Here is an 18921-nt window from a genome sequence, read left to right on the forward strand (position 1 = left end):
ATCAGCGCGTGAATGCGCCGTCGTCGAAGGCTTCGCCGTAGGCCTTCCAGTCGGCGGCGACATCGGCGGCGCAGTCCCGCGACGCATCGAGCAGCGGCTGGCGCCACTTGCGGCTGTGGCCATGGGCGACGAGTTCGTCGGCGATGGCCGAGCCTTGCCGCCCAGCGCTGCGCAGCTGGCCCCACGCGACCATACGGCCCATGGTGCGCAGCACCTGCTCCAGCGTCTTCAGCTTCTGCGCCGAGCGATCCAGTGTCACGCGGTCTTCCGAAGGCTGCAGGTGGCGCAGCACGAAGGGCGCGCGGCCCATGTGCAGCGGCTGCAGCAGGCCGGCCGACACCGCCTGCACGCGCTGCTGCAGCGCCACCGCGCGCTGGGCTTCGTTCTTCCATGCCGGCTGGGTTGTCTTCAGGTGCGGCAGCAGCGAAGAGGCGTTGACCTGCTTCAGGTCGAGCAGGCCGTTGCCGCCGGGCGAGCCCTTGCCGTTGACGAGGATCACATAGCGCTCCACGCCCAGGCTGCCGGTGCCGGCGATGCGTCGCGCCACATCGAGCACCCGGTAGTAGTCCGGGTTCGGCTGCTTCTCGGCGAAGCTGCGGATGGCTTCGGTGACGCGCTCGCGCTGCTCGCGGCTCGCGGGCAGCGCTTTCTTGCCGTCGGTGCGCAGCTTGCGCCGGAACCGGCTGCGCTTGCCTCCTGTGCGTTTGAGCTTGGTGCGTTCGTCGAGGAAGGGCACGCGCTTGCGCTCGCGCAGGCCGCGCAGCAGCGCACCCACCAGCCCGTCGGCCGTGTCCCGCTCGACCCAGCGCACCTCGCCCTGCGCCAGCGTCTCGGCGTAGGCGTCGAGGAAAGCGCGGCACAGCTGCTGCGCTTCCTGGCGACGCAGCGAGAGGGTGGCGGCGCCGACGCGCACGCTGGCCAGGAAGCGCACCAGGTCCCAGGCGGTCGGGGCGAGGGCGGACTCGTCGAAGTCGTTGATGTCGAAATACACCAGGCCGTTGTCTCCCTTGAAGCTGCCGAAGTTCTCGAGGTGCAGATCGCCGCACACCCAGCCGAGCGGCGAGGCGGGTAGGGCGCCGGGCGCGAGGCGTTCGTAGAAGCGGTGGCAGCTGCCGCGCAGGAACACGAAGGGGCTCTTGCGCATGGCCTCGTACTTCATCTGCAGGCGCTCGGGATCGCGGCCCGCATTGAATGCCTGTACGCTGCGCACGACGTCGATCATGGTTTCCCCTGAGTCGCCGGAGGGATGGCCGGCACCGTCGCGGGGTATAGCAGAAACGGCGTTTTCGCTTCAAATACCGAGGCCAGCAAGCCGTTCGCGGCCGTGCTACCTTCCGCCCCACAAAGATTCACGGGTCATAACGACATGAGCAAACTGCACGAGCGCCTGGGAGCGCTCACACCCGCGCGACTGAAGGGAGTCCGTAGAGGCATCGAGAAGGAGAGCCTGCGTGCCCAGCCCGACGGCACGCTGGCGCTGACGCCGCATCCGGCGGCGCTCGGTTCGGCGCTCACCCACCCGCACATCACCACCGATTTCAGCGAGTCGCAGCTCGAGCTCATCACCGGCGTGCACACCGACGTGGAGGCCTGCCTGGCCGAGCTCACGCAGGTGCACCAGTACACCTACCGCGTGCTTCATGAAGCCGGCGACGAACGGCTCTGGGTCTCGAGCATGCCCTGCGGCCTGCCGGCCGACGAGACCATTCCGATCGGGCGCTACGGCGCCTCCAACGTGGGGCGCGCCAAGAGCGTCTACCGCATGGGCCTGGGCCACCGCTACGGCCGGCGCATGCAGACCATCTCGGGCATCCACTACAACTGGTCGCTGCCCGAGGTGTCGAGCGAGCAGTACTTCGCACTGATCCGCAACTTCCGCCGCCACGCCTTTTTGCTGCTCTACCTGTTCGGCGCCTCGCCGGCGCTGTGCTCGAGCTTCGTGGCCGGGCGGCCGCACGAGCTACAGCCGCTGGGCGAAGGCAGCATGCACATGCCGCACGGCACCTCGCTGCGCATGGGGCGGCTGGGCTACCAGAGCGAGGCACAGGCCTCGCTGGCGGTGAGCTACAACAGCCTCGACGGCTACGGCGCCTCGCTGCAGGACGCGCTCACGCGGCCCTGGCCGGCCTACGAGGCGATCGGCATCCGCAATCCCGGCGGCGACTACAACCAGCTCGCCACCAGCCTGCTGCAGATCGAGAACGAGTTCTACGGCACCATCCGTCCCAAGCGCGTGATCTACCCCGGCGAGCGGCCGCTGCATGCGCTGCGCGAGCGCGGTGTCGAGTATGTGGAAGTCCGCCTGATGGACCTCGATCCCTTCGAGCCGATCGGCATCGCCGCGCCCACCATGCGCTTTCTCGACGTGTTCCTGCTGCATTGCCTGCTGGCCGACAGCCCGCCCGACACGCGCGAGGAGATTGCCGAGTTGGCCCACAACCAGCACCTCACGGCTGCACGCGGCCGCGAGCCCGGCCTCAAGCTGCAGCGCGGCGGGCGCGACGTTGCGCTCACCGAATGGGGCGCCGAGCTGCTGGAGCAGTTCGGCCCGATCGCCGCCGCGCTCGACGCCGCGCACGGTGGCACCCGGCATGCCGAAGCGGTGCGCGCGGCAGAGAAAGGCCTGGCCGACCCGGCCACCCTGCCTTCTGCGCGCGTGCTCGAGGCGATGGCGCGCGCGCACGACAACTCCTTCATCAGCTTCGTGCGGGCGCAGTCCGAACGCACGTGCACCGAGCTGCTGGCCTTGCCCTTTTCCGCCGAAGAACGCGCGAACTTCGAACGCATGACGCAGAGTTCGATCGATGCCCAGAAGGAGATCGAGGCGAACGACAGCATGCCCTTCGAGATCTACCGCGAGCAGTACGTCTCGCCGGCGCGCCTGGGCTTCAAGAACCACTGGGCGGAAATGCCGCCGCTCGCCGTCAGCCAGCCCGCGGCCTGGTGAGGCGGAACAGGTTCTTGGGGTCGCCCGCGGACGGCACGAGCGCGATGTCCTGTCCTGCGCCATGCTGCAGCGCGAGCGCGTGGATCAGGCGCAGCGCGGAGTAGTCCTCCAGCGCGAAGCCCACCGAGTCGAACACCGTCACCTGGTCCTCGCTCTGCCGGCCGGCCTCGGCGCCGGCCAGCACGCGCCACAGCTCGACCACCGGAAAATCGGCCGCCATCTGCTGGATCTCGCCCTCGATCCGGGTCTGCGGCTCGTACTCGACGAACACGCGCGCGGCGCGCAGCACTTCCGCATGCAGCTCGGTCTTGCCCGGGCAGTCGCCGCCGATCGCGTTGAGGTGCATGCCGGGTTCGAGCATCTCGGGCGTGACGATGGTGGCGCGCGCCTTGCGCGCCGTCAGCGTGCTGACGATGTCGGCGCCGCGCACCGCTTCGGCGACGCTCGCGGCACGCCGCACGCGCAGGGCCGGCCAGGCCGCCAGGTTGCGCTCCAGCTTGTCCATCGCCTGGGCGTCGATGTCGTAGATCCGCAGTTCGTCGATGCCCAGCAGCGCGTGGAAGGCCAGGGCCTGGAACTCGCTCTGGGCGCCGTTGCCGATGAGGGCCATGCGGCGCGATCCCGGCCGCGCCACGGCCTGCGCGGCCAGGGCCGACATGGCGGCGGTGCGCAGCGCGGTGGTCAGCGTGAGCTCCGACAGCAGCACAGGCAGGCCGGTCTGCACCTCGGCCAGCACGCCGAAGGCCATCACCGTCGGCAGGCCATGGGCCGTGTTGCCGGGGTGGCCGTTGACGTACTTGAAGGCGTAGCGCTGTCCGTTCGACACCGGCATCAGCTCGATCACGCCGAGCGCCGAATGGCTGGCCAGCCGGGCCGACTTGTCGAACTCGGGCCAGCGCAGGAAATCTTCCCTGATGGTGTCGGCCAGCGCCTCCAGGAAGCGGGATGTTCCGAGTGCCTGAACCAGGCCGGAAAGCGCCTGGACATCTACGAAGCGTGTTGTTGCCATGCTTATTGAAGAACTTCCGTGCTAATCGGGTAGGTCTATGCCTACCTGCATTGGCCGAGATGGCTCACCGCGGCGCTGAAATCGCAGCTCATCATGACATCAAGCATCCATATTCACATGTGCCCCCAATGACAACGAAGACCTATCTGGTCGAAGACAACGCCGTGATTCGCGAGAACCTCGTCGGATTCCTCGAAGACATTGCCGATGCCACCGTCGTCGCCCATGCGAGCGGGGAGGCCGAGGCGGTGGACTGGCTGCGCAATCATCGCGACAGCTGGGACGTGGCCATCGTCGACCTGTTCCTGGACCAGGGCAACGGCCTTGGTGTCGTCAGTGCCTGCCGCGAGAGGGCCAGGCATCAGAAGGTGGTGGTCCTGAGCAACTATGCGACGCCCGACATGCGGGCGCGCACCAAGGCGCTGGGCGCCGACGCCTTCTTCGACAAGTCGGCAGAAATCGAACTGCTGCTCGACTACTGCGAGAAGCTGAGTCGCCGCAACGACTGAGGCCCGGCTTCCGCCCTGGCGGAAAAATCGCTCTTGACCTAGAGTGCGCTGGAGCATTTCCAATGGTTTCGCCGGGTCGTCCGGTGAACACGGGAAATACGCCATGAACGCCATCGAGAACAAGAGATTCATCCAGGGCATCCACGCCGAGCTCGCCAAGGGCAACGGCAAGCCTTTCGTCGACAGCCTCGCCGAGGACTTCAGCTGGATCATGAAGGGGCGCACGTCCTGGTCACGCACCTACAAGGGCAAGCAGGTCGTGCAGAACGAACTGCTCAAGCCCCTGTACGCGCAATTCGAAGGCCGCTACCTCAACACGGCCGAGCGCTTCATCGCCGAAGACGACTTCGTGGTCGTGCAGTGCAACGGCGAGGTCGCCACCAAGCTCGGCAAGCGCTACGACAACCAGTACTGCTTCATCTACCGGCTGGCCGGCGGCAAGGTGATCGAGCTCACGGAGTACCTCGACACTGCGCTCGTCGACGAAGCGCTGGAGGCGCCGGCGCGTGCCGGGTAGCGCCTTTCGCATCGGCGAGCTGGCCACGCGCACCGGCCGCAGCGTGCATGCCATCCGCTGGTACGAGGCGCAGGGCCTGGTGCCCGGCGTGGCGCGCGACGAAGGCGGGCGGCGCGTCTACGGCGAGCTGCACGTGAGTTGGCTCGACCTGATGGAGCGGCTGCGCGCGACCGGCATGTCGATCGCCGAGATGCGCGAGTACACCGCGCTGGTGATGCAGGGCAGCCGTACGCTGCGCCAGCGCCGCGACATGCTGGCCGGCCACCGCGAGCGCGTGAACGCCACCATCGCCGAATGGCGGCGCGCGCTGACGCTGGTCGACAAGAAGATCGACTTCTACGATGCCTGGATGCAGACGGGCCAGCGGCCGCCGCTGATCCCGGCCGACACGCCGCGCGCCGTGCGCAAGAAGGCGCTGCCCGCGCCCGCGATCAGGAAGCGATGAAGCTGGCGCTCATTCGACGACCGCGCCGCCGTCCTTGCGGATCGATTCGCGCCCGTGCTTGCTGAGGCGGCCCAGCGCGCTGTCCAGTGCGCGCTTGAGCTTGTCGGCCGCGCCGCGGAAAGCCTCGTCGAGATTCGGCGCGTGCTGCGTCACGGCCACCGGCTGATGGCGCGCGAGGCGCGCCTCCATCGCGCAGCGCTTGTCCCCGCCGCCGCTGGCATCATGGTTCTGGTCGCTCAGGTGCACTTCGACCCGCGTCACGTCGGCCGCGAAACGGCTCAATGCATGCCTGATCTCCTCATTGGCCCAGCGTTCCAGGGCATCCTTGTTCTCGACGCCGTTGCTGGTGTTCACTTGTATCTGCATGTCAGGTACCTTTCGCGCTCATCTGCTGATGAACAAGACCGACTTTGCGCCCAACCCAGGCTCCGTGCGTAAGCATTTGGAGCATGCGACCGAAGGAGTTTCCAAGTCATGCCCTCCGTGCCCGACCTTTCCGGCGGTGTTGCCTTCGTACGCGGCAACTACGTGCCCATCGCCGAGGCCGCCATCCCCATCACCGACTGGGGCTTTCTGCGCTCCGACGCCACCTACGACGTGGTCACCGTGTGGGAAGGCGCCTTCTTCCGGCTCGATGCGCATCTGGAGCGCTTCATGTGCAGCTGCGAGCGCTTCCGGCTCGACCCCGGCCTCACGACGGCGCAGATCACCGAGGTGCTGACCGAATGCGTGCGCAGAAGCGGCCTGCGGAATTCCTATGTCGAAATGATCGTCACGCGCGGCCAGCCGCCCTGGGGCTCGCGCGATCCGCGCCAGGCGGTCAATCGCTTCTACGCCTTCGCCGTGCCCTTCGTGTGGATCGCCAACGAGGTGCAGCGCGAGCGCGGCCTGCACCTGAAAGTGAGCGAGGTGCAGCGCATCCCGGCGAGCTCGGTCGATCCGAAGGCCAAGAACTACCACTGGAACGACCTCACCATGGGCCTCCTGGGCGCGCTCGATGCGGGCGCCGACACCGTGGTGCTGACCGATGCGGCCGGCAACGTGGTCGAAGGTCCGGGCTTCAACGTCTTCTGCGTGCGCGGCAGTACCGTCGTCACGCCGAAGGACGGCGTGCTCGAAGGCATCTCGCGGCGCACCGTGATCGAGATCGCAGAGACGCTCGGCATGCGGGTCGAGCTGCGTGACCTGCCGGCCGAGGAGTTGCGCAGCGCCGACGAAGCTTTTCTGAGCACCTCCGGTGGTGGCGTGCTGCCAGTGACGCGGGTGGACGACCAGGTGCTGGGCGACGGCGTGCCCGGCCCGGTGACGCAGCGCCTGCTCCAGATCTACTGGGACTGGCACCGCGACCCGGCCTACAGCCGGCCCATCGACTACGGCCGGTGAATCATGGCAGCGAGACCCGGTTCAGCGTCGCCGGATCGCCCACGATGCTCTTCACCGTGCCGCCCGACTCGAACATCACCTGGTATTCGGCCCAGGTATCGAGCCAGTAGCGCCACACGGGGGCGTCCAGCTTCGGGTTCTCGCTGCTGACGGGGTAGCCCAGCGCCATCAGCACCTGCTCGCGCGTCATGCCGGGCGTCACCTTCATCGCCGCGATGGCTGCGCGCGTCTTCTCCGGGTAGCCGACCAGCTTGATCTTCGGGTCCTCGGTCACGACATAGCGCTGCCCGAACGCGGTGGTCGGGATGTCGCGGCTGTAGTCGTTCTTGAGCCGTTGCGGGCGGCCGCCGATGTCCAGGTCGACCCAGCGGAAGTCGTAGCCGGTGATGCGCGCGGGCGTGCCCGCGGCCACGATGCTCATGCCCTGCTCGTCGTAGTTGATGTCGCTGATCTGCTTGCCGTAGCTGCGCATGTTGCAGCACAGGTAGCCCTGGATCATCGGACCCTGCGGCGGCGCAGGACGCTGGGCGTGAGCGGCGGACAGGGGAAGGGTGGCCGCCAGGACGGCGGCCAGGGCGAAGCGCTGGAACATCGGAACTCCCTCGTTGGATGTTGTTGGGCGCTGCGAGCCGGGGTGGCGCGCAGCGCGAGGGATTCTAGAGACGTTGTTACAACTCAGCGTGCTACAAAGTCTCGAAATCGTGGCCGATCGCCGGCCGCAGGGGCGCGCTGCTTGAGCCCGAACAGCGGCCGCAGCCAGCCGACGCGGCGGATCAGCCCGTCGCTCAGCGCCCAGCAGCCGAGCACCGTCAGTGCCACCAGCAAGACCGGCTCCAGCACCGGGCCGAGCCGCCATGACGCGAGCGCGACGGCGCCGGCGACGATCAGCGTCTGGTGCAGCATGTACCAGGGGTAGACCGACTCGTTGGCCCAGCCCAGCCAGGGCCAGGGGCGGTCGAGGTAACGATGGGCGAAGCCCAGGATGGCCGCGAGCGCGCTCCACAGGTAGAGCGCGCGCAGCACGCGCAACAGCCGAATATCGGCGCCGGCCAGCTTCAGCGCGAAGTAGGCGACGAGGAGGGCCGCCGCCAGCGCCAGCGCCCAGCCGCGCACCCGCGCCAGCTCGCGCCAGAGGCCGGCATCGATGCCCATCCAGTAGCCGTAGAGAAAGACCGTGAAGTAGAGGGCATGCAGGTACCAGTCGTGGATCAGGTCGTGGGTGGCCGGGAAGCGCGGCCCGAGCACCAGCGTGAAGAGCACGAGCGGCAGGGCCGGCAGCACCAGCAGCCGCCAGCGCCGCAGACCGGTGAAGGCGACGCGCAGCCTCTGTCCGGCGGCTGATCGCAGCACCGGCAGCAGCAGCGCCACCAGCGCCGTGTAGGCGAAGAGGTAGGGCAGGTACCACAGGTGGTTCCAGGTCATGCCGAAATCGGAGCCGGCGAAGGCGCCCTTGGGCCAGGGCCCCATCGCGAGGTAGCGTGCCATGAAGGCGCCGAATCCCGGCGCCACCAGCCCCTTGGCCACGGCTTCGGCGTAGGCCTGGTAGGGCACCACCACCGTCATGCCGATCGCCAGCGGCAGCAGCAGCCGCAGCGCACGCTGTCCGACCAGGCGCAGCGGCTCCTGGCCGCGCAACAGAAAACCCAGCGCCACGCCCGACACCAGGAACACCAAGTCCATGCGCCAGATGTTGACGGCCTGCATCGGCCATTGCAGCCAGTGGGCGGCATGCGGGCTCTTGAGGTGCCACGGCCAGTCGGCCACGTAGTACATCGCCACGTGGTAGAGGATCAGCAGCAGGAAGGCCAGCGCGCGCAGCGCATCGATGTCGTGTCGTCGGTCGGTGCTCATGGTCCGGCTCCTTGGATGGCAAGGCGGCCATGGTGGCGTGCGGTTCGGTGCGCAGGGGCGGCCAGGGGACGATCCGCCGGCGCTTTGTGACGAGCGGCGGCTCCGGAGGGACGAAATTCGGCCGTCCCGATCCGGATTCACGAGAATCCCGCCATGCCGAAGAACCTGTTCGAACGCTACCAGCCCTATCGGCGGCGGGCCGAGATCGCCTTCTGGGTGATCGTGATGGTGCTGCAGGCGGTCTTCAACACCGCCGTCGCCGTGGTCGACGCGGGCAAGTTGGCACGCGAGGTGCCCCTGTGGCAGCCGGTGGCCTGGGAGCTTTCCAGTCATCTTGTGCTGCTCTCGCTGGTGCCGGCGGTGTTCGCCTTCGAGCGCCGCTTCCCGCTCAACCTGGCCACGCTCGGCCGCAACTGGGCCTGGCACTTGGCCGGCAGCGTGGTCTTCAGCCTGGTGCATGTGGCCGGCATGGTGGCGCTGCGCCATGCGGTCTATGCGCTGGCCGGCAGCCAGTACGACTTCGGCCCCTGGGCCGAGAAGTGGTTCTATGAGTACCTCAAGGACGTGCGCACCTACGCGCTCTTCCTCGTGACCTTGCTGGGCTACCGGCTTTTCATGCTGCGGCTGCAGGGCGAGGCGCGCGTGCTCGATGCGCCGGAGGGTGCGGCCGAGCCCGCGCCGCCCGCGCCGGAGGCGGCGCCGCAGCGGCCCGAGCGCTTTTTGGTGCGCAAGCTCAGGCGCGAGTTCCTGATCGCGGCCAGCGACATCGACTGGCTGCAGGCCCAGGGCAACTACGTCGGCCTGCGCGTCAACGGGCATGACTACCTGCTGCGCGCCACGCTGACCGACTTCCTGGCCCAGCTCGATCCGGCCCGCTATGCGCGCGTGCACCGCAGCTACGCGGCCAACCTGGACCGGGTGGCCGAGATCGAGCCGCTCGACGGCGGCGACGCCCGGCTGCACATGCGCGACGGCACGCAGATCCCCTGCAGCCGGCGCTACCGCGACGCGCTGCGGGCCTGAGCTTCGGGCCCGCGGCGACAATCGCAGGCCTTCCCGCAGCAAGAGAAAGAACATTCCCGATGGCCATCCAGTGGTTCCCCGGTCACATGCACTTGACCCAGAAGGCCATCGCCGAACGGATCAAGGACATCGACGTCGTCATCGAGCTGCTCGATGCGCGCCTGCCGGGCTCCAGCGCCAACCCGATGCTGGCCGAACTCACCGGCCACAAGCCGGGCCTCAAGGTGCTCAACAAGCAGGACCTGGCCGATCCCGAACGCACCGCGCTCTGGCTGGCCCACTACAACGCGCAGCCGGCCACGCGCGCGATCGGCCTCGATGCCAGCCAGACCGCGCCGGCGCGGCAACTGATCGACGCCTGCCACGAACTCGCGCCGAACCGCGGCGGCATGGCCAAGCCGATGCGCGTGCTGATCTGCGGCATTCCCAACGTCGGCAAATCCACGCTGATCAACACGCTGACCGGCAGCCGCAAGGCCAAGACCGGCGACGAGGCCGGCATCACCAAGCTCGAGCAGCGCATCGTGCTGGCCGACGACTTCTATCTTTGGGACACGCCCGGCATGCTGTGGCCGCGCATCATCGTGGCCAAGAGCGGCTACAACCTGGCCGCCAGCGGCGCCATCGGCCGCAATGCCTTCGACGAGGAAGAGGTGGCGCTGGAACTGCTCGGCTACCTGAAGCGCGACTACGCGGGCCTGGTCGAGGCGCGCTTCAAGCTCGAATCGATCGAGGGCTTCCGCGACGAGCAGGTGCTCGAAGCCATCGGCCGCAAGCGCGGCGCGCTGCTCGGTCGGGGCCGCGTGAACCTGCAGAAGGCGGCCGAGGTCGTGATGCACGAATTCCGCAGCGGCAACATGGGCCGCATCACGCTGGAGACGCCGCAGGAGTTTGCCGGGTGGCTCGCGGCGGGGCAGTTGCTGGATGCGGAGCGCCGGGCGAAGAAGGAAGCGCGCTCGCGCAAGAAGCGCCCTCCCGAGCAGGAAGACAGCCCGCCCGAGAGGCCCTAGTCGAATTCGATCTGCGCTTCCTGTGCGATGTAGCGCACGTAGTAGAAATCGCGGATTGCGCTCACCCGATCGTCCTGCCAGCTCAATTCGATGAAGTAGTTCGGCCGCGCCGCGCCCGGCGGGGAGAAAACCGCCAGCACCTCGCGGCCGTCGAGCCAGCCCGGCACCAGGCGCCAGTCGGGGAGCTTGGCGTAGTTGCCGAAGTAGGGCGCCACGTCGCGCCGGCCTGCCGCCTTGCGCCGCGACACCAGGTCGAGCCGCACTTCGTCGGCGAGCATGGCGCGCACGCCGTCCCAGTCATGGGCGTTGAACAGGCTTGCATAGCGCACCAGCGCCGGCTGGAAGGCGCGCGCCGGCGTTGGCGGCGGCGCGACTTCGGACAGCTCGCGCAGCAGCACGCGCCCGCGGTGCAACGCGGCCTTGACGGCCGGAACGCTCAGTTCGAGCTCGCTGGCGACCTCCTCCAACGAATGGTCCAGCACGTCCTTGAGGATCACGCAGCCGCGCTGCGCCGGCGCGAGCTGAAGAAAGAGAGAGAGGGCGGCATGCACGGCCTGATGCCGCGCCAGCGCCTGGTCGGGCTCGCGCGCCTCGTCGTCCGCGATCTCGGATGCTGCGTCGAGGGGCTCGGTCTTCAGGTACGCATCGTGCCGCCAGCGGTCGACCGCCCGGTTGTGGGCGATGCGAAAAAGCCAGGGGCGCAGCGGTGGCAGCTCCTTCAGTTCCGACAGCTGGTAGTAGGCGCGTGCCAGCGTGTCCTGGACCACGTCTTCGCCGTCGGCGACCGAGCCGGTCATGCGCGTGCAGTAGCGATGCAGCTCGGGCCGCACCTCGTCGACGAGCGCCAGGAACTGCCGGCGCGCCTCTTCCAGCGTGCCGAGGATCGCGTCGTGCGTGTCACTTGCCGAAGAAGCCATAGGACCCGATCTCCTCCAGTTCCGTCGTGACCGGCGGCGTCTCGCAGCGCTCGCGGATCTCCGCCGTGAAGGCCTTGAAGGCGGGAAGCGCCGTCAAGGCATTGGCACCGTCCGCGGCCTCATGCGAAACGAGGTGGACGAAGCTCACGCCATCCGCCAGCTTGAAGGTGGCGTAGTGCAGGCCAGGCGGTCGGGCCTGATGGAGCGCTTCGTACACCGCGCGGACGTAGCTTTCATTCTCGGCCACCCGGTCGGCCTTCACCTTGTATTGCACCATGCGTTTCATGATCGGAGTCCTTTCTCCGGCAGGGGCCGGAACAGCTTGTTTTCTGTCGGGAGCCGCCAGGCCGCGAAGGCGGCCAGCAGCGAAAGCGCGGCAGCAACGCCCATCGCCTGCGTGAAGCCCAGGCTGAAGGCCGGCGGCGAGGCCAGGTTGCCGGCGCGCGCAAACACCTCGACCAGGAGCGCGATGCCGAACATTCCGCCCAGGTAGCGAAACATGTTGAAGGTGCCGGAGGCCTTGCCGATCTCCACGGGCGCCACCGCGCTCAGCACTGCGTTCTGGGCCGCGGGCATGGCCATCGAGACGCCGGCACCGCCGACGATCAGCGGCAGGACGAGCTGGGCATAGGGAAGATCGGGCGCCGCGATCAGCGCGATCCAGGCGCTGCCGATGGCCTGCAGCAGCACGCCGCAGACGACCAGCGGCCGCTCGCCGAAGCGGTTGACCAGGCTGCCCGCCAGGGGCGCGACCACGAACAGCGTGGCCGTCCATGGCAAGAGCCGCAGCCCCGCGCCGAGCGGGCCCGCGCCCTGCGACTGCAGAAACTGCGGCAGGAAGAACACCGTGCCGTACATCGGCGCGTAGAAAAGAAAGCTGGCCGCAATGGCGGATGAGAAGCCGCGCGAGCGGAACAGCGAGAGCGGCAGCATCGGCGCAACTGCGCGCCGCTCCCAGGCCAGGAAGCCGATCGCCAGCAGCAGGCCGGCCGCCAGCGCCCCGGCCACTTCGACGCTGGCCCAGGCGGCCTCGTGCCCGCGCGTCAGTCCCCACACCGCGCCCAGGATCGCGCCGGTGGCGAGCAGCACGCCCGGAAGGTCGAGCGCGGCGGCCGGCCCGCGGCTCTCCGGGATGCGGCGCAGCATGAGCGGAGCGACGACCAGCCCGATCGGAACGTTGATCCAGAAGATCCATCGCCAGTCAAGGCCTTCGGCCACCGCGCCGCCCGCGGCCGGCCCGACGATCAGGGCCAGCCCGGTGACGCCGCTGAAGATGCCGAGCGCCCGGGCCCGCGTCTCCTTGGGAACGGCCGCGCTCAAGAGCGCCATCGCCAGCGGCATCGCCAGTGCCGCGCCGACCCCTTGCAGGGCGCGCGCGGCGATCAGCCAGGCGACGCTGCCCACCATCGCACAGCCGACCGAGGCGAGGACGAAGATCGCGAGGCCCGCGACCAGCATGCGCCGGCGCCCGAAGCGATCGCCGAGCGCCGCGCCGCTCATGAGCAGCACGGCGAAGCTCAGGTTGTAGGCATTGACGGTCCATTCCAGCGCTTCGATCGGTGCGCCGAAATCCTTGCCGATCGCGCTCAGGGCGGTCGTGACCACCAGCGCGTCGAGCGCGATCATGAAAGAGGTCAGCGAGGCCAGCGCGAGAACCCAGCGCGGGGAGGGGGCCACGTGAAATGTCGGGTCGTAGGTCATACGACGAGGACGAACGGGGCGCGGGAAAGGATGCGGTGCGAGGAATCCAATGAAGCGCAAAGCCGTTCTTTACGCTTCAAATTTGAAGCGAAAATGGATAAGATGCGCTTCATGTGGATCTGGCAGGCCGCCGATTGGCCTCATTTCAAGTTCGACGCGCAGGCGCTGCAGCCGGCGCTGGCCGCGGCTCGCGTTGCGCAAGGACGGATGCTCGGCGTAGCGAGCGGCCTTCAACTGGTCGATCTGGGCGAACTGCAGCTTACCGAATGGGCGCAGGAAGCCGTCGCCACCGCGCAGATCGAGGGCGAAATGCTGCAGATCAATTCGGTGCGCGCGTCGGCCGCGCGCCGTCTGGGCTTGACGCAGAGCAGTCGCGCGCGGCTGACCCAGCGCGAACCCCGTGCCGAAGCCACGCTGGATGCGATCGAGGCCGCGGTCGCGCAATGGCAGCAGCCACTGACCGAGGCCAGCCTTTTCGATTGGCATGCTGCGCTGTTCCCCAACGGCCGTAGCGGCATCACGCGCATCGTGACGGGTGCTTACCGCACGCACCCCGAGCCCATGCAGATCGTCACGCCGAGGCTGGGCAAGCCGGACACGGTGCACTACGAGGCGCCGGCCTCGCGCGATGTGCCGTCGCAGATGCGCCTGCTGGTGGACTGGTTCAACAATGCGGAGCTTCGCGCCGGCATGGACGGCATCGTGCGTGCCGCGCTGGCGCATCTCTGGTTCGAAACCATCCATCCCTTCGAGGACGGCAACGGCCGCATCGGCCGGGCGCTGAGCGATCTGGCGTTGGCGCAGGACACGCGCAGCAGCCAGCGCCTGTTCAGCCTCTCCCAGCAGATCTGGCTCGACCGCCAGGGCTACTACGCGCATCTTCACAGTGCGTCCTGCCAAACGCAGATGGACGTCACATCCTGGGTACTGTGGTTCGTGGGGCGCGTCGAACAGGCATGTCTTGCCACGCTGAGCCAGATGCAGACCGCAGCCGACAAGAGCGCGTTCCGGCTCGGCATCCAGGCGGCTCACCCTGAACTTACGCCCAGCCAGCGCAAGGTGCTGAACAAGCTCTTCGACACCCAGCCCGCAGGCTTTGCGGGCGGCATGAGCACGGAGAAGTACGTCGCGATCACCGGCGTATCGCGTGCCACCGCCTACCGCGAACTCACGCGGCTTGCCGAATGGGGGCTGCTTGCGCGAACAGGGCAGGGGCGAGGCACGCGCTACGCACTGGTGCCCGGCGACGCCTAGTCTCACGTCCACAGGCCTCGGAACATGCGCACAGTGCGGTCGCCAGCGGGAAAATCCCGGGCGCGGCGCCATGCCGCCAAGTCAAGATGCAAACTCATCCTTCACTCCAGCCGGAGCCTACCCATGCACTACGTCCTCGCGCGCATCACCGTCAAACCTGAGGTCGTCGAACTCGCCAAGGGCATCCTCGTCGACCTGGCGACCAAGTCGCGACAGGAACCGGGTTGCATGGGCTATGAGCTCTACCAGCAGGCCGAGGCGCCGCACGTGTTCCAGACTGTCGAGCAGTGGCAGGCCAAGGCGCATGCCGATGCGCACATGGCGACCGTGCACGTGGGCGCGGCGATCGCGGCCGCGGGGCCGCTGTTTGCGGCGGCGCCGGAGATCGTGGCCTACAGCAGGTTGGTCTAGGGTCTGAAGGTCCTGGCGAGCAGGGCCTCGAAGGTTGCCTCGGCATTGGCCAGCGCGGCCTGCTGCTGGAGCGAGATCGAGTGCAGGGCCGTCGCATGTTCGGCAAATGCCTGCTGATGCGCGAGCGGCGCAACCATGATCGGCAGCGTACGGAGCCTTTCCTTCGAGATGTTGAGCATCGACGCGGCCGTTCCGCTGGCCATCAATCGAAGCCGTCTTCGGATGGCCGGCGCCGTCAGCAGCGCCCACAGGTAGAGCGGATGCACGCCCGATTCGGGCCGCAGGCAGAGGCGGAAGATCAGGTCGGGCAGGAGGATGCGGCCCTGGGTGTCCCAGACATAGGCCGGCGTGCCCACGAGCTCCAGCGTGTTCTTGCGGCTGAGCAGGAGATCGCCGCGCCGGACCTCGCAGCGCGCATCGGGCACTTCCTTGTCGGGCAGGGTCTTGTGGTCCGACTCGTTGTAGGCGGCATGCTTCAGCGCGCTCAGGCGCAGCACGCCCCATTCGTCGGGCGCCTTCGGCCGGTCGTGGCAGCGCGGGCTCTTGCCGCTGTCGATGCGCTCGAGCACATCGCCCAGCGTCGCCACCGGCCAACTCTTGGGATTGGCGGCGGCGTCGCCGAACATGTCGGCGTGGATGGCGAGGATCAGCTGCTCGGTCTTCTTGCGCGCTTCGCGCCGAAGCCGGACGATGCTTTCCGCGCAGGACAGCACGTCGACCATGCGGCGCTGCTCGGCCAGCGCGGGCACCGGAATGGCAGCGCCCGCCATGAAGGCCGCGGGCACGCGCTGCTGGCCGGCGGTGCCGGTGAAGCTTCTGCGCGCCTCGTGCCGAAAGCGCTGCTGGCGCACGAAGTAGTAGAGCCACTCGGGCAGAACGGATTCTTTCGCGCGCAGCACGTGGAACTCGGTGGAACCGAAGCCGCGTCCACCGGCCAGGCCGCGCGCGATGGCGGCCTTGCCGTTCTCCATGCACGGCGTGATCTTGGCGAACAGCACATCGTCCTCGGCGAAGGGGGTATAGCCCTTCTTCACTTCGGCGAAGCGGCGCATCAGGCGCTGCTCGATGGTGCCGGAAGTCTCGTTCACCGCGGCCATCGGGACGAAGCCGACTTCACTGTCTTCCTGCAGGCCGTGCGACTTCGGCAACCTCGGGTTGATGTCGCAGACCTCGCCGAGCAGCGCGATGCGAGCCGCCGGCATCATGGAATGCGCTCCGCCAGCGCGGCGCGCAGCGCCTCGATCTCTTCCACGATCTCGGCCTCGATCGCCGCCAGTTCGCCGAGCAGCTCGCGCGGATCCTGGTGCTCGACCTGCGCCCGGCTCATCGGCCGGTAGCGGCTGGCCGACAGGTTGAAGTCGTTGGCGCGCAGCGCGGCCGCATCGGCGAACCACCATTTCTCGGTCCACTCGGCGTCCGCATCGCGCGCCTGCCAGCGCGCCCAGGCTGCATCGCGACGCGCGTAGGCCTGCGATAGCGCGGGCAGGTCGTCGGCTTCGATGGGCGTGTCGTGGTTGGCGTCGAGCCGGTAGCCGTCGTCGTCGGCATGCAGGAACTGCACGCGCCCGGTGCGCCCGCCGCGGCGGAAGAACAGCACCGAGGTCTTGACGCCCGAGTAGGGCTGGAACACGCCGCTGGGCAGGCTCAGCACGGCCTCGACACGATGCTGCTCGATCAGCTGGCGGCGCAGCTCGCGGTGTGCGAGCGTGGAGCCGAAGAGCACGCCCTCCGGCACCACCACCGCGGCCCGGCCGTCGGGGCGCAGGCTGTCGAGCATGTACTTGAGGAACAGCAGCTCGGTGGCGCTGGTGCTGCCGATCTTCACCTCGTCGACGATGCGGTCCTTGTCGACCCGGCCCGAGAAGGGCGGGTTCGCCAGCACCACGTGGAAGCCTTCGGCCGGCAGGCCCAGTGCGGCCTTGTAGCCGGCGTCGAGCGAGGTGGTCAGCACGTTGCGCTGCAGGATGCGCACATGGGCCAGGCCGCGCAGCGTGAGGTTCATGGTCGCCAGCCGCACCATCTTCGGGTCGACGTCGTTGCCGAAGAAGGTGGCGGTCTGCAGCGTGGAAAGCTGGTCGGCCGAGAGCTTGTCGCCCAGGCCGCGCAGGTGCGTCTTGCCGTCGAGCTCGGCCTCCGCGATGCCGCCGGGCGAGGAGTTCGCGAGCCGGATCTGGTTGTAGGCCACCACCAGAAAGCCCGCGGTGCCGGCGGCGGGGTCGTAGACCGTCTCGCCGACCTGCGGATCGACCATCTCGACGATGGTTCGGATGATGTGGCGCGGCGTACGGAACTGGCCCAGCTCACCGGCCTGCTTCATCTGGCGCAGCACGTGCTCGAACAGATCGCCCTTGGCGTCGGCATCGGCCTGGTCGAGCCGCAGGCCGTCCACCAGGCGGATGACCTGCGTCAGCACCGTGGGATCGTCGATGCCCAGGCGCGCGCCGCGCATGAAATCGTAGGCCGAGGCTTCGCCGATCTCGGCGAAGAAGGGAAACACCTCGTCGCGCACGAAGCGCACCAGCGCCTCGCCCGACAGCTCGCGCGACCAGAGCGACCAGCGAAAGCGGTTGCGCGGAACGGTCGGCTCGCCGGTGTGCAGCACGGTGGCGGGCAGGTTGCCTTCGCGCGCGGCCGGCACGAAGGCATTCAAGGGATTTCGGAGCTCCCACTCGCCATCGAACAGGCTGATGGGGCGCGTCTTCAGCATGCGGGCGCGTGCCTTGGCCTCGGCGTCGATGCCCTCGACGAGATAGAAGAAGAACAGGAAGGACAGCTGCTCGGCGTTGTTGACCGGGTCCGGGTAGCCACCGCCAAAAAGGTAATCGCGAATCTGGTCGATGGACCGTCGCATGTCGGCAGTCAGGGGCATGAGGGCAAGGCGCTCGAAGAATTTGTGTTTGTGGGTCACGAGTCTACGAGGCAATTGGGAGGGGGTTGACGGCCTCCACCGTGGCGGCGCGGCTGTAGCAAACTCAGGGACCTCTCAAGAACACCCCGCCATGCCTCCCATCCCGCCCCAGCTCGAAGTCACCCAGCCCGATCTTTCCGCCTACCGCCAAGGCAACACCGGCGTCGACTATGTCCACCGCTTCGAATCCGGCAAGCCCGGGCCGCATGTGCTGATCAACGCGCTGACCCACGGCAACGAGATCTGCGGCATGGCGGCCGCCACCCATCTGCTCGACAGCGGCGTGCGCCCGAAGACCGGCACGCTCACGGTGAGCTTCGCCCACGTGGAGGCCTACAACGCCTTCGACCCGGACCAGCCCTTCGAAAACCGCCAGCTCGTCCACAACCTGAACCGCATCTGGTCCGACGAGTGGCTGGACGGCCCCGAGGACAGCCCCGAGCTGCGCCGCGCCCGCGAACTGCGGCCCGTCGTGGCCGCGGCCGACCACATCCTCGACATCCACTCGACCAGCCAGCCCGTGGCGCCCTTCTGGGTCTACCCGGCCTTCGCGCGCAACACCGCGGTGGCGCTGGCGATCGGACGCCCCGCGATCCACCTGCTCATGCCCAAGGGCCTGGGCTCGGGCACGCCGCTGATCCAGCATGGCCGCCACGGCGAGGAGGAGAGCCCGGCCGGCGCAGCCATGGTGGTCGAGTGCGGCCAGCACTTCCTGCAGGCCACGGCCGACTTGGCCACCGCAGTGAGCCTGGATTTTCTGGCCCATTTCGGCCTGATCGAGCGCGACCCGGCCACGCCGGCGCCCGGACCGCAGCAGCGCTTTGAGCTGCTGGAAACGCGGATGGTCAAGACCGAGGAGTTCCGCTTCGTGCGCCCGCTGCTCGGCTTCGAGGTGTTCGCCAAGGGCGAGCTGATCGCGACCGATGGGGCGGAGGAGATTCGGGCGCTCTGCGAGGACTGCACCGTGCTCATGCCGGCGCGGGTGCCGATCGTGGGGCGGGAGGCGGTGTACCTGACGCGGCCGCTCTAGACCCCG

Annotated in this window: 20 protein-coding genes; 10 read left to right on the forward strand and 10 right to left on the reverse strand. The window is 68.3% G+C overall.

Going from position 1 to position 18921, the window contains the following annotated elements; translation table 11 throughout:
- Position 1: 1 nt before the first annotated feature.
- Positions 2–1222, reverse strand: coding sequence for a DUF2252 domain-containing protein (locus tag ACSQ86_RS09585; protein WP_436303467.1), 1221 nt, complete (start codon positions 1220–1222; stop codon positions 2–4).
- A 144-nt stretch (positions 1223–1366) separates the two neighbouring features.
- Between ACSQ86_RS09585 and gshA the strand changes: the two genes are divergently transcribed.
- Positions 1367–2947, forward strand: a complete 1581-nt coding sequence (gene gshA / locus ACSQ86_RS09590) for a glutamate--cysteine ligase (RefSeq protein WP_436308802.1) — start codon at positions 1367–1369, stop codon at positions 2945–2947.
- On the opposite strand, the gene ACSQ86_RS09595 is transcribed toward gshA, so the two are convergent.
- The gene (locus ACSQ86_RS09595) at positions 2925–3956 is read right to left on the reverse strand and encodes an ornithine cyclodeaminase (RefSeq protein ID WP_093102304.1); all 1032 of its coding nucleotides are present in this window, start codon (positions 3954–3956) and stop codon (positions 2925–2927) included. The genes gshA and ACSQ86_RS09595 overlap by 23 nt on opposite strands.
- A gap of 128 nt (positions 3957–4084) precedes the next feature.
- On the opposite strand from ACSQ86_RS09595, the gene ACSQ86_RS09600 reads away from it, so the two are divergent.
- From ACSQ86_RS09600 to ACSQ86_RS09610, 3 genes are all read left to right on the forward strand, one after another.
- Positions 4085–4465: a response regulator gene (locus ACSQ86_RS09600; RefSeq protein WP_093102305.1), complete on the forward strand. Its 381-nt coding sequence runs from the start codon at positions 4085–4087 to the stop codon at positions 4463–4465.
- A gap of 103 nt (positions 4466–4568) precedes the next feature.
- Positions 4569–4982 carry a nuclear transport factor 2 family protein gene (locus tag ACSQ86_RS09605; RefSeq protein ID WP_436308803.1) on the forward strand — a complete coding sequence of 138 codons (414 nt, stop codon included), beginning with the start codon at positions 4569–4571 and terminating at the stop codon, positions 4980–4982.
- Positions 4972–5427: a MerR family transcriptional regulator gene (locus tag ACSQ86_RS09610; RefSeq protein ID WP_093102308.1), complete on the forward strand. Its 456-nt coding sequence runs from the start codon at positions 4972–4974 to the stop codon at positions 5425–5427. The genes ACSQ86_RS09605 and ACSQ86_RS09610 overlap by 11 nt, the downstream gene beginning before the upstream one ends.
- A gap of 9 nt (positions 5428–5436) precedes the next feature.
- Here the strand turns inward: ACSQ86_RS09610 and ACSQ86_RS09615 are convergent, their stop codons facing one another.
- The gene (locus ACSQ86_RS09615) at positions 5437–5793 is read right to left on the reverse strand and encodes an HPF/RaiA family ribosome-associated protein (protein WP_093102310.1); all 357 of its coding nucleotides are present in this window, start codon (positions 5791–5793) and stop codon (positions 5437–5439) included.
- 108 nt (positions 5794–5901) lie between these two features.
- Here ACSQ86_RS09615 and ACSQ86_RS09620 point away from each other — a divergent pair, with 108 nt between their 5' ends.
- Complete coding sequence (locus ACSQ86_RS09620) at positions 5902–6810, forward strand: aminotransferase class IV (RefSeq protein ID WP_436303470.1); 909 nt, start codon at positions 5902–5904, stop codon at positions 6808–6810.
- Between the two features lies 1 nt (position 6811).
- Here the strand turns inward: ACSQ86_RS09620 and bamE are convergent, their stop codons facing one another.
- Positions 6812–7402, reverse strand: a complete 591-nt coding sequence (bamE, locus tag ACSQ86_RS09625) for an outer membrane protein assembly factor BamE domain-containing protein (RefSeq protein WP_436303471.1) — start codon at positions 7400–7402, stop codon at positions 6812–6814.
- Positions 7403–7485: 83 nt separating this feature from the next.
- Positions 7486–8661 (reverse strand): acyltransferase family protein, encoded by a 1176-nt coding sequence (locus ACSQ86_RS09630; RefSeq protein WP_436308804.1) that lies wholly within the window; start codon positions 8659–8661, stop codon positions 7486–7488.
- Between the two features lie 153 nt (positions 8662–8814).
- On the opposite strand from ACSQ86_RS09630, the gene ACSQ86_RS09635 reads away from it, so the two are divergent.
- Positions 8815–9684, forward strand: a complete 870-nt coding sequence (locus tag ACSQ86_RS09635) for a LytTR family DNA-binding domain-containing protein (RefSeq protein ID WP_436308805.1) — start codon at positions 8815–8817, stop codon at positions 9682–9684.
- Between the two features lie 59 nt (positions 9685–9743).
- Positions 9744–10694 (forward strand): ribosome biogenesis GTPase YlqF, encoded by a 951-nt coding sequence (gene ylqF / locus ACSQ86_RS09640; RefSeq protein WP_436290666.1) that lies wholly within the window; start codon positions 9744–9746, stop codon positions 10692–10694.
- Here ylqF and ACSQ86_RS09645 read toward each other — a convergent pair.
- The 3 genes from ACSQ86_RS09645 to ACSQ86_RS09655 are packed head-to-tail and all read right to left on the reverse strand — an operon-like array spanning position 10691 to position 13288.
- A complete protein-coding gene (locus tag ACSQ86_RS09645) occupies positions 10691–11611 on the reverse strand; it encodes an RNA polymerase sigma factor (protein ID WP_436308806.1) in 921 nt (306 codons plus the stop codon). The genes ylqF and ACSQ86_RS09645 overlap by 4 nt on opposite strands.
- Complete coding sequence (locus ACSQ86_RS09650) at positions 11592–11897, reverse strand: hypothetical protein (protein ID WP_139191611.1); 306 nt, start codon at positions 11895–11897, stop codon at positions 11592–11594. Before ACSQ86_RS09650 ends, ACSQ86_RS09645 begins: the two co-directional genes overlap by 20 nt.
- On the reverse strand, positions 11894–13288 hold the full coding sequence (locus ACSQ86_RS09655) for an MFS transporter (RefSeq protein ID WP_436308807.1): 1395 nt from the start codon (positions 13286–13288) through the stop codon (positions 11894–11896). Before ACSQ86_RS09655 ends, ACSQ86_RS09650 begins: the two co-directional genes overlap by 4 nt.
- Before the next feature lie 117 nt (positions 13289–13405).
- Between ACSQ86_RS09655 and ACSQ86_RS09660 the strand changes: the two genes are divergently transcribed.
- On the forward strand, positions 13406–14566 hold the full coding sequence (locus ACSQ86_RS09660; RefSeq protein ID WP_436308808.1) for a DUF4172 domain-containing protein: 1161 nt from the start codon (positions 13406–13408) through the stop codon (positions 14564–14566).
- A gap of 123 nt (positions 14567–14689) precedes the next feature.
- On the forward strand, positions 14690–14977 hold the full coding sequence (locus tag ACSQ86_RS09665) for a putative quinol monooxygenase (RefSeq protein ID WP_093102325.1): 288 nt from the start codon (positions 14690–14692) through the stop codon (positions 14975–14977).
- Here ACSQ86_RS09665 and ACSQ86_RS09670 read toward each other — a convergent pair.
- Entirely contained in the window at positions 14974–16182 is a 1209-nt protein-coding gene (locus ACSQ86_RS09670; protein WP_436303477.1) for a restriction endonuclease subunit S, read from the reverse strand. The two genes, ACSQ86_RS09665 and ACSQ86_RS09670, sit on opposite strands and share 4 nt — an antisense overlap.
- A complete protein-coding gene (locus ACSQ86_RS09675; protein ID WP_436308809.1) occupies positions 16179–17846 on the reverse strand; it encodes an HsdM family class I SAM-dependent methyltransferase in 1668 nt (555 codons plus the stop codon). The genes ACSQ86_RS09670 and ACSQ86_RS09675 overlap by 4 nt, the downstream gene beginning before the upstream one ends.
- Positions 17847–17976: 130 nt before the next feature.
- Here ACSQ86_RS09675 and ACSQ86_RS09680 point away from each other — a divergent pair, with 130 nt between their 5' ends.
- Complete coding sequence (locus ACSQ86_RS09680) at positions 17977–18915, forward strand: succinylglutamate desuccinylase/aspartoacylase domain-containing protein (protein ID WP_093102329.1); 939 nt, start codon at positions 17977–17979, stop codon at positions 18913–18915.
- Positions 18916–18921 lie beyond the last annotated feature (6 nt).

Origin of the sequence: Variovorax sp. LjRoot130, from assembly GCF_964253755.1 — a bacterium.
In the GTDB taxonomy this organism is placed as follows: Bacteria; Pseudomonadota; Gammaproteobacteria; order Burkholderiales; family Burkholderiaceae_C; genus Variovorax.

What these genes read in the sequence shown, in the direction of transcription:
- ACSQ86_RS09585 (WP_436303467.1), bottom strand. Translation starts at nt 1,222, where the DNA reads ATGATCGACGTCGTGCGCAGCGTACAGGCATTCAATGCGGGCCGCGAT.
- gshA (WP_436308802.1), top strand. Translation starts at nt 1,367, where the DNA reads ATGAGCAAACTGCACGAGCGCCTGGGAGCGCTCACACCCGCGCGACTG.
- ACSQ86_RS09595 (WP_093102304.1), bottom strand. Translation starts at nt 3,956, where the DNA reads ATGGCAACAACACGCTTCGTAGATGTCCAGGCGCTTTCCGGCCTGGTT.
- ACSQ86_RS09600 (WP_093102305.1), top strand. Translation starts at nt 4,085, where the DNA reads ATGACAACGAAGACCTATCTGGTCGAAGACAACGCCGTGATTCGCGAG.
- ACSQ86_RS09605 (WP_436308803.1), top strand. Translation starts at nt 4,569, where the DNA reads ATGAACGCCATCGAGAACAAGAGATTCATCCAGGGCATCCACGCCGAG.
- ACSQ86_RS09615 (WP_093102310.1), bottom strand. Translation starts at nt 5,793, where the DNA reads ATGCAGATACAAGTGAACACCAGCAACGGCGTCGAGAACAAGGATGCC.
- ACSQ86_RS09620 (WP_436303470.1), top strand. Translation starts at nt 5,902, where the DNA reads ATGCCCTCCGTGCCCGACCTTTCCGGCGGTGTTGCCTTCGTACGCGGC.
- bamE (WP_436303471.1), bottom strand. Translation starts at nt 7,402, where the DNA reads ATGTTCCAGCGCTTCGCCCTGGCCGCCGTCCTGGCGGCCACCCTTCCC.
- ACSQ86_RS09630 (WP_436308804.1), bottom strand. Translation starts at nt 8,661, where the DNA reads ATGAGCACCGACCGACGACACGACATCGATGCGCTGCGCGCGCTGGCC.
- ACSQ86_RS09635 (WP_436308805.1), top strand. Translation starts at nt 8,815, where the DNA reads ATGCCGAAGAACCTGTTCGAACGCTACCAGCCCTATCGGCGGCGGGCC.
- ylqF (WP_436290666.1), top strand. Translation starts at nt 9,744, where the DNA reads ATGGCCATCCAGTGGTTCCCCGGTCACATGCACTTGACCCAGAAGGCC.
- ACSQ86_RS09645 (WP_436308806.1), bottom strand. Translation starts at nt 11,611, where the DNA reads ATGGCTTCTTCGGCAAGTGACACGCACGACGCGATCCTCGGCACGCTG.
- ACSQ86_RS09650 (WP_139191611.1), bottom strand. Translation starts at nt 11,897, where the DNA reads ATGAAACGCATGGTGCAATACAAGGTGAAGGCCGACCGGGTGGCCGAG.
- ACSQ86_RS09660 (WP_436308808.1), top strand. Translation starts at nt 13,406, where the DNA reads ATGGATAAGATGCGCTTCATGTGGATCTGGCAGGCCGCCGATTGGCCT.
- ACSQ86_RS09665 (WP_093102325.1), top strand. Translation starts at nt 14,690, where the DNA reads ATGCACTACGTCCTCGCGCGCATCACCGTCAAACCTGAGGTCGTCGAA.
- ACSQ86_RS09670 (WP_436303477.1), bottom strand. Translation starts at nt 16,182, where the DNA reads ATGATGCCGGCGGCTCGCATCGCGCTGCTCGGCGAGGTCTGCGACATC.
- ACSQ86_RS09675 (WP_436308809.1), bottom strand. Translation starts at nt 17,846, where the DNA reads ATGCCCCTGACTGCCGACATGCGACGGTCCATCGACCAGATTCGCGAT.
- ACSQ86_RS09680 (WP_093102329.1), top strand. Translation starts at nt 17,977, where the DNA reads ATGCCTCCCATCCCGCCCCAGCTCGAAGTCACCCAGCCCGATCTTTCC.